The organism is Gordonia sp. (in: high G+C Gram-positive bacteria), assembly GCF_049299075.1.
Lineage (GTDB): Bacteria > Actinomycetota > Actinomycetes > Mycobacteriales > Mycobacteriaceae > Gordonia.
In genome coordinates this window covers 1-7,707 of the sequence record NZ_JBAQWU010000214.1, presented here as the reverse complement: position 1 = coordinate 7,707, position 7,707 = coordinate 1, and the positions used below count along the sequence as shown (strand labels likewise).

Genomic DNA, 7,707 nt, shown 5'->3' with positions numbered 1-7,707 from the left:
CATCACGTTCGACGGGAACTGACTGTGGAGCCGACTTCGCGCGCGATCACCGCCGCCGAGGTTCCGGATCTGATCCTCGCCGCCATCCCTTCGCTCGTTGAGGAGTGGCCCGAGATCGAGGCGGAGAACGCCGACCCCGAAGGTGCGGGCGGCCGGCTCGGATATCTCGACGCGGCATGGGTTGTGCGGCACCTCGCCGATCGGGTGCTCGCTGCGGACACGGACGAACTTGAGGGAGCGTTCGCCCTCATCGAGCACCTCATCAGGGATGGCGACGACTACGTTTCGGAACTCGGGGTCATCGGCTACCTGGAGAGTTTCCACATGGGCACGGGAACGTCGCGTGGCCTCGACCCCAGCGTGTTCCGCCGCTGGCTCGGTCCGCTGTCGCTTCGCTACTGGGACGCCATCATCGAGTTCTGGGAGAAGGGCACCCCGATCCCACAGATCGATCCGACTGACGGCGCTGACAAAGCGCTCCTCGAAGGTGAGTTCGTCACGGCCGACCGCCTCACGCTCGTTTCCCGCGTCGGGTGGATCGAGCTCGCCACCCCCACCTTCGTTCGGGCCGGCGAGAGGTATCGGGTCGACTGGGACGCCAGCACCTTGGTGGTCCAGCGGCTCAATGGCGCTGAGCACACCTTCCAGGCCAAGCCGGCGGGTCCCGAGTCGATTCGATAGCACGAAGTCGTTTGCACGGACCACGAGTTCAGACGAGGATCGTCGGGTGCAGCAGAGCCCGTACGTCTCCTGGGCGGACAGCCTCGAATTCCTGCGGAACTGCGACAGCGTCCCCGCTGCCCTGTGCAACGCAACGACACTTGTCGTGGCGCGCCATCGGTGGGCACAGCACATTCACTGCCGTACGTCGATGCACGACCTTCTCTTCACCACGCCCGAAGACGAGTTTCCGTTCACTCGCTCGGTGGTCGTTCGCGTGCAGGGATCCCGCCACTTGGTGCGCCTGACGAACAGCGACGACGTCGCGGAAATCGAGTGCACCACTGCGGAGATCGATCGCGTCGTCGATGAGGCCCTTGAAGCGCTCGTAGCTCCTTCGCAGGTGTGTCGCGCGTGCGGAGCACCATCGGCCAGCCCGTACTTCACATCGGTGTTCGAGCGGATGCACTATGTCTGCTTCCACCTCGAGTTTGAGCACGGCGACGTTGACCGTGATCAGACGTGCGGCCTGGCCGGTTGCCCAGCCGGTTGAGGTGGGATCACGTCGGCTCGATCACGCTGTCGCGGTACAGCTGCCAGGACCGAAGACTCCCGGCTGGAGTCGCCGGGCTGAAGAAAGTCACCCTGAGAACAGTCGATGGCGCGGCGGCCGAGGCGCGTCGCGACCGTGGAGAACGTGTCCAGGTGCGATCTCCCGCCCCAACCCAGCCCGTGCGCGTCTGGTCCTGGTGATGATGGCCGACGAAGACAGGAAGGCATCGGCCGCTTGAATCGACTCGATCGCCTTGCAAGGCTCCCGTCGGCAGCCGGCAGGAGCAGTCGGCGGGACGGGTGGGACTCTTCGGAGGGTTCGACGCCGGAGACTTCCTCCCCGGTGATCGCGTGGGCGAACGGGACCGCCGAGAACACCGCCTCAGCGATAGTTGCGAACCAGTCCTCGATCGGCTGCCGCCACAAACTGGAATCCGAGCCGTCATCGAAGGGATAGGCGCCGACTCGATCGTCGAGGTTGCCGAGGGCACCGAACGGCAGACACAAGTCGAGCCAGTCGTTCCCGTAGATCGTCTGACCGGTCTCGTAGGACTCCTCGCGAACGAGGATGACCGAGGCGAGAGTGGCACCCAGACCGGGAATGTTGGCAACGCCGTTGAGGTGCCCCACCACAAGGTCGGTCACCGAAACGTCGGCCGTGCTGCCGTCACGCCGGACGGTTCGCCCAAGTGCGCGATATCCCAAAGGGCCGTCAGGGCAGTCTCCAACCGGGTGTCGTCGGCCAGCCCCAACTTGATCGCCAACTCGTAATAGCTGCCGTGCCAGTTGTCGTCGTGCGATGGATCTGTGGGACTCGGCGGTGGCATAAACCTCATCGTGGCAGAGCGGCCGGCACGGCGTCGCAACGATTAGTGGGAACCCCGACACCTCCCGTCGAGGCGTGAGTTCCCCGGCCCCGGCCCGGCTCGAACAGGCCGCTGACCTGGGCAAACGCGCCAGATCAGTAGTACCAGGGGAAGCGCGGCACGCTCAGCGGGTGTTGATGGTGATTGTTGGCATTGTGCGGTTGACCTGCGCAAACGCGTTGGCGGTCGTTGATCGCCGACGGGCGCTGATGACTCTCCTGCCACGTCTTTGCCACGCACCGGTCACTCACTGACCCGCTCCCGCCAGTAGCCCGGCAGTCGCTTGTCGTGCGCAATCGCGATAACTACGAGCTCAGAGGGCTGGACGAGGTAGACGAGGCGAAATGGGAAGCCAGCCACATGCCGCGACCTTACGGCGGGGATGCTGTCCCAGCCGGGCCACATCGCTCCTGACTCGGGCCATTCGACGACGGTGTCGACCATGTCGTCGACGGCCGACTCGAACCGGTCACCAAGCCCCGCACCGCGCGCTTCGTACCAATCAACTTCCGCGTCGTACTCACCCTGAGCGTCAGGGTGCCACGCGATCTGCAAAGCGTCAGTCCTGCCGAGCGTCCTGGCGAGCAGCGCGACGTTCGGCGAGCTGTCGCTTCACCTCTTCGTGAGGGATCGTCTTCACCCGACCGCTCGTGATGTCGTCGACCCGAGACGTGATTTCTGCCGTCCACGCCTCGTGGACCTCGGCCGAATCGGCCGGGTCGTCGAGGCTGGCAAGCAGCGCGTTTGCCACCTGGGCACGCTGATCCACCGGGAGCGTCAGCGCCCACTGCGTGATCTCGTCGATTCCGGCGGTCATGAATGGAGTTTACGCGACCGATCCGATCTCAGTCGTCCAGTCGTCCGTAGAACGTTTGCTGAACTCCCAGCCGTTCGCGGCGTCAAAATCGCGTCCTCCACGACCCGAAGTAGACCGAAGGACCGCTTCCCAGGACATCGCTCGCGTCGACGTGGCAGCGATGCTCCTCGATCGGCTCGTGCGCGGCCAGCATCCGCTGCTCCAGCAGGTAGAGACCGACCGCCTCAAGCCCAGGACCGTACTCCCACGCAGCCAAGGCGAACTCCGTGAAATCAGGAGCCCGGAGAACCAGCACGTCCGAAGCAGGCAGCGGCACGACCAGCATTGCGACTATGCCCGGATGAGACGCCTGAACACCATCGCGCGCTGCCCGGAGAAACTCGAGTCCGACATGCACGGGATCGGCCGGCGGGACGTCAAACAGTTCGTCGATATCAGCCTGTGCGAAGCCACCGGTGTCGATCTCGGCGATGGCCCTGGTCGACAGCCATTCCGTTGCGCTTCGGCCGATGCTCATTGCGGCGCTCTCCGGAAGAACGCCTCGATGGCCGGCCAAACGATTGGCAGCTCACCGTCCGCACGAGTACCGACCGGCGGTGCGACAACGTGCAGGAAGTTCTCGGATCCCACATGGGCAGGCCGAGGCTTCACTGCGGCGACCCGCTTACGACTGGCCGCGGCCGCCTGCCTGCAGTGGTCGAGGCGATCGCCAGCGTGCGATTCGGCCCAAGCCGGGACATCGGCCACCGAGTCATCCAGATCGAGCAGCGCGGTCTTCGGGTCGGCAAGTCGGTCCATCACAATGACGCCCCGGCACCACGTCAACGCGGCCCGGTCATTGGCGCCCGCGAGCCACGTCTTAGTGCCAAGATCCAGAGAGTGGACGGCGCCTCGTGGTTGGCCTTCGACAAGCGCCGAGACGGCGTACAGGAGCCACGTGTCCGGGAGCCACGTGTCCGGGAGCCATGCACCGCCGCCCCATGCGATCCAGCTCTTCGTCCAGTCGTAGATCGAGCGCCGGTCGCCCTCCCGCACGCCGCTGAGTAGTTTCTCGCGGCATTCGGCTCCCCAAGCGGCAATGTCGCCGCCCGGGACCGTTGCGGGGTTGAACGTCATGCGCGGCTCTGGGGATGGCGAGGCAGCCAGGTCAGCAACTCAGCGCCGAGGGTTTCGATCAGGTCGACGCCCCATACCGTGAGTGTCTGCTGCCACGGATGCCCGAAGGTGCCCCACCGGAGGTCCTGCGTCATGTGCGCGTAGTAGTCGCCGTTGGGGAAGACCGGAACGCCGGCAGTCGCAGCGGTCAGCGACTGAAGTGCAGGCGAATACCGGTAGGCCGGGTGCTGCCAGTCCAAGGCTGTCAGTTCCTCGTCTTCAGCAAGCCAGACGAACGCACGAAGGCCGGACGCGTTGATCGCCGCTTCACCTGCCGCGAACTTCGGCCCGTCGTACGCGAACACCTCCCCGAGATCGAGGACAAGGCAATCGTCCGAGAGTCTGATCGCGGGGTGCTCGCGCTCATGGAAGTTCGCCTTGAATGCGAACCGTTCGTCGAAGGGCGCCCAAGCGATGTCGTAGTCGACCTCGCGCCACACGTCCGCCGCGTTGATCGACTCGTCCACGACGGCGAGGTTATCGGCTCCGCGCCTCAGTCGCCGGCCTTCCTCAACGTCCCGGTCGCGGGTGCCTTCCATCGCCAACTTCCACCCGATCCCCCTTCGTCATTGGCAACCATTGACCCTTCACGGCTCTCGGGATCTCGCCCCAAGCACTCGCTCCCGCAGTCGGCTACGACCACGCTGAACACCTACAGCCACCTGTGGCCGACTGCCGGGGATCGGACGCGCGCGGCTGCCACCGACTTGATGAGCGAGGCTGTCCGATTGTCTCTTAATAAGTGCCAAAGCGACAGGTTGCCCCGTAGCCTTGGCACTTATTAAAGGACATACGGACATGACTTCCCTCTTCGCTACCCCAGATCCAGATCTCGAGGACCAGCAGGTCATCGGCGAGATCCACGAGACGCGCGCTTCACTCGCCGACTACCTGCGCGCGCCCAAACGTTGGAACGGGCTGCTCCGACGCACTTCGACCGCGCGCGCTATCCAGGGTTCCAACACCATCGAGGGCTACACCATCAGCGACGAGGACGCCGTCGCCGCTGTCGACGGCGAGCCCCCACTCAGCGCTGACGAGGAGACGTGGCTCGAGATCATTGCCTACCGCCGAGTCCTCACCTACGTCCTCAACGTGGCGACGGAGCCGGGCTTCGTGATCGACGAGGCTGTGCTCCGTTCGATGCACTTCATGCTGCTCGATCACGACCTGTCTAAGACACCCGGTCGTTACCGCACCAAGGAGATCTTCGTCCGCGACGACAAGCGCGGCGTCAACGTATACGCGGGTCCGGACGGTGACCTGGTTCCGGAGCTGATGCGTTCGCTATCTGAGTCGCTGTCGACGCCGACAGCTGATGATCCGCTCGTGCGCGGGGCGATGGCTCACCTGAACCTCGTCATGATCCACCCGTTCCGCGACGGAAACGGGCGCATGGCCCGCGCCCTCCAAACGATGGTGCTCGCCCAGGATGAAGTGGTCGAGCCGACGTTCTCAGGCATCGAGGAGTGGCTAGGCAACAACACCCAGGACTATTACGACGTCCTAGCCGCGACCGGACACGGTGCTTGGAACCCCGGAAACGACGCGACGCTGTGGGTGAAGTTCAATCTGCGAGCGCATCACATGCAGGCACATACGATGCGTCGTCGATTCGACGAGGCCGAGATCCAGTGGCGCAAGATCGACGAGTTGGTCTCAGAGCATCGCCTCAACGACAGGATCGGCGCCGCGCTCTTCGACGCGCTAATCGGATTGCGCGTGACACGGCCGTCCTACGTGAAGCTCACCGAGCTTGACGAACGAACCGCCACACGCGACTTGGTCAACGCCGCCAACACCGGCCTGCTGGAAGCACGAGGCGAGCGGCGCGGTCGCCACTATGTCGCCGGCGAACCGCTCCGGCAGATCCAAGCCGAACTAAGGGCGGAGCGGAAGCCCCTCGACGATCCCTACCCAACCCTTATCGGCGAGATCAGGCGGGCATTGCCGTGAGGACCCCGTCGAACAACCCCGTCGGCACAGCCGCTCAGTCCGCGACCAAGGCGCAGTTCGAGCTGCTCGGCTGGGGAGTAGCGCCAAAACCCGAGCACGATCTCGGGACTGATTTGGTCATGGCTCGAGACGACGAACACGTAGACGTCCGTCGCCTTGTGGGTGTGCAGGCGAACGGGCGCACCGACGGCCGTGTCCGAACTGCTCGATCAGGTTCTCAGCGAGCCTGGGGTGCGACTCGGTCTTGCCGTGAGCGAGACACTGACCGACGACGAGTCGCACGCCAACTTGGAGCCGCTGCTGCGGCGGCTTTCTCGGCAGCCGTCCGCCGCCGTGCGCTGGCGCGCGAATCACGCGCTCAGCAGGATGAGCCGCTGATTATCGACTGCCGACGGCCTCAGACTGCTGGCGACGGACTTCTTGCGGACTTTCTGCGGACCAGACGCGGACTCTTCAGCCGCACACCCCCTCTGACGCGAAGATTCACCTCAAGTGGGTGGGTCTTTGCGTCAGGCCGGTCGGTCAGGATGCGGTGTCGAGGGTGACTCGGTAGCCCATGGATTCGAGTTGGGCGATGGCTCGCTTCTTGGTGCGGTCGGGGTGGAGCTGGGTGAAGAACTCGGCGCCGGGGTCTTCGTAGAGGGTGCCGGTGGTGCCCATGTGCCAGATCGCGATGAGCATGGAATGTTGAATCGCGACATTGGCCTTCATCGGCCCTCGACGGCTGGCGATGCGTCGGTAACGGGCACCGAGGTAGGTGGTCCGGTTCTGGGAGCAGGCCATCGCGGCCGCACCGAGCGCTCCTTGCAGGTAGGGGTTTCCTGGCCGGGTCCTGGAGGACTTCACCTTGCCGGCGGACTCGTTGTTGCCTGGCGTGGTCCCGGCCCACGAGGCGAGGTGTTTGGCCGTCGGGAATCGGGTCATGTCGGCACCGGTCTCGGCCACGATGATGTCGGCGGTGATCGTGGAGATCCCCGGGATGGTGCAGATGAGGTGGTGGAAGCCCTGAAACGGCTCGATCACCACCTCGATCCGCTCGGTCAACTGCTCGATCGCGACCGTGTGTCGATCGATGAGGGCCAGGTGGACCCGGGCCAGGAACGCATGGTGCTCGTTGAACCTGCCCGCGAGCGCCTCAGTCAATTCTGGGATCTTGTTCCGCAGCCGACGCTTGGCCAGATCAGCCAGCCCGGCGGGGTCGCGGTCGCCGGCGATAAGCGCGTCGAGCATGGCCCGGCCCGAAACACCCATGATGTCGGAGGCGACCGCGGACAGTTTGATCCCGGCGTCCTCCAAGACCTTCTCCAACCGCTGGACCTCCCGACCGCGTTCGCGGGTGATCGCGGTCCGTGCCCGGGTCAGATCCCGCAACTGTCGGATCGGCTCTGGCGGAACGAACGAGCCGCGGACAAGACCATGAGCACCGAGCTGAGCCAGCCAGGTCGCGTCGGCGACATCGCTCTTGCGGCCCGGCAACGTCTTGACGTGGCGGGCGTTGACCAGCATCACCTCGACGCCGGGAATGCCCTCGAGCAGGTAGTAGAACGGCTTCCAGTAGTCGCCGGTGGCCTCCATGACCACACAGGTGACCCGCTCGGCGACCAGATGCTCACGCAGCGCGAGGATCTGACCGGTCATCGACGACCAGGTCGTGACCGTCTCGACAGTCTTGCGGCGCCCGGCACCGGCGACACGGACGCA

The 7,707-nt window shown here is 65.0% G+C and carries 11 protein-coding genes; 4 read left to right on the top strand and 7 right to left on the bottom strand.

Going from position 1 to position 7,707, the window contains the following annotated elements; genetic code table 11:
* Both WAW85_RS06700 and WAW85_RS06695 read left to right on the top strand, forming a co-directional pair.
* The coding region (locus tag WAW85_RS06700; RefSeq protein WP_422558851.1) for a DUF7674 family protein at positions 1 to 681 on the top strand (681 nt) is incomplete at its 5' end.
* A gap of 190 nt (positions 682 to 871) precedes the next feature.
* A complete protein-coding gene (locus tag WAW85_RS06695; RefSeq protein WP_422558850.1) occupies positions 872 to 1,213 on the top strand; it encodes a hypothetical protein in 342 nt (113 codons plus the stop codon).
* A 640-nt stretch (positions 1,214 to 1,853) separates the two neighbouring features.
* On the opposite strand, the gene WAW85_RS06690 is transcribed toward WAW85_RS06695, so the two are convergent.
* The 6 genes from WAW85_RS06690 to WAW85_RS06665 all read right to left on the bottom strand — a co-directional run bounded on the left by WAW85_RS06690 (position 1,854) and on the right by WAW85_RS06665 (position 4,517).
* Positions 1,854 to 2,039 (bottom strand): hypothetical protein, encoded by a 186-nt coding sequence (locus WAW85_RS06690; RefSeq protein WP_422558849.1) that lies wholly within the window; start codon positions 2,037 to 2,039, stop codon positions 1,854 to 1,856.
* Between the two features lie 282 nt (positions 2,040 to 2,321).
* Positions 2,322 to 2,633 (bottom strand): type II toxin-antitoxin system RelE/ParE family toxin, encoded by a 312-nt coding sequence (locus WAW85_RS06685; RefSeq protein ID WP_422558848.1) that lies wholly within the window; start codon positions 2,631 to 2,633, stop codon positions 2,322 to 2,324.
* A 4-nt stretch (positions 2,634 to 2,637) separates the two neighbouring features.
* A complete protein-coding gene (locus tag WAW85_RS06680; RefSeq protein WP_422558847.1) occupies positions 2,638 to 2,895 on the bottom strand; it encodes an addiction module protein in 258 nt (85 codons plus the stop codon).
* Positions 2,896 to 2,977: 82 nt separating this feature from the next.
* The gene (locus WAW85_RS06675; RefSeq protein ID WP_422558846.1) at positions 2,978 to 3,412 is read right to left on the bottom strand and encodes a hypothetical protein; all 435 of its coding nucleotides are present in this window, start codon (positions 3,410 to 3,412) and stop codon (positions 2,978 to 2,980) included.
* Positions 3,409 to 4,011, bottom strand: a complete 603-nt coding sequence (locus WAW85_RS06670) for a hypothetical protein (RefSeq protein ID WP_422558845.1) — start codon at positions 4,009 to 4,011, stop codon at positions 3,409 to 3,411. The genes WAW85_RS06675 and WAW85_RS06670 overlap by 4 nt, the downstream gene beginning before the upstream one ends.
* Entirely contained in the window at positions 4,008 to 4,517 is a 510-nt protein-coding gene (locus WAW85_RS06665; RefSeq protein ID WP_422558844.1) for a DUF2716 domain-containing protein, read from the bottom strand. The genes WAW85_RS06670 and WAW85_RS06665 overlap by 4 nt, the downstream gene beginning before the upstream one ends.
* Before the next feature lie 331 nt (positions 4,518 to 4,848).
* On the opposite strand from WAW85_RS06665, the gene WAW85_RS06660 reads away from it, so the two are divergent.
* Positions 4,849 to 6,006, top strand: a complete 1,158-nt coding sequence (locus WAW85_RS06660; RefSeq protein WP_422558843.1) for a Fic family protein — start codon at positions 4,849 to 4,851, stop codon at positions 6,004 to 6,006.
* Between the two features lie 249 nt (positions 6,007 to 6,255).
* Positions 6,256 to 6,384, top strand: coding sequence for a hypothetical protein (locus tag WAW85_RS06655; protein ID WP_422558842.1), 129 nt, complete (start codon positions 6,256 to 6,258; stop codon positions 6,382 to 6,384).
* Positions 6,385 to 6,528: 144 nt separating this feature from the next.
* Here WAW85_RS06655 and WAW85_RS06650 read toward each other — a convergent pair.
* The coding region (locus WAW85_RS06650; protein WP_422558841.1) for an IS110 family transposase at positions 6,529 to 7,707 on the bottom strand (1,179 nt) is incomplete at its 5' end.